Source organism: Tetzosporium hominis (assembly GCF_002265435.1).
GTDB classification, from domain to species: domain Bacteria; phylum Bacillota; class Bacilli; order Bacillales_A; family Planococcaceae; genus Chryseomicrobium; species Chryseomicrobium hominis.
This window is the reverse complement of the sequence record NZ_NOKQ01000062.1, coordinates 1-243: the sequence shown is the minus strand read 5'-3', so window position 1 is coordinate 243 and position 243 is coordinate 1. Positions and strand designations below refer to the sequence as shown.

General features: G+C 38.7%; 1 protein-coding gene. It reads left to right on the top strand.

The features are described from left to right. The first annotated feature begins 82 nt into the window (after nt 1–82). Nucleotides 83–232 carry a phosphoribosylaminoimidazolesuccinocarboxamide synthase gene (locus CF394_RS00205; RefSeq protein WP_094941317.1) on the top strand — a complete coding sequence of 50 codons (150 nt, stop codon included), beginning with the start codon at nt 83–85 and terminating at the stop codon, nt 230–232. The last annotated feature ends 11 nt before the right edge of the window (nt 233–243 follow it).

Genomic DNA, 243 nt, shown 5'->3' with positions numbered 1-243 from the left:
GTAATTATATTACAAAGACGATGAGCTTTGTTATCAACTGTTGACAGATGCTCATATTTAACTACTGGAGCTCGTTTCATAAATTGAAAAACAGACACTAGAGCACTTGGCACGACAAATCAACACCGATCTTCAAGAAACTTTTGATTCTATCGGAGTCACTTTGTTCGATTTCAAAGTTGAATTTGGCCGCACGGCATACGGTGAGATCCTGCTTGCAGATGAAATTTAACCAGACACATG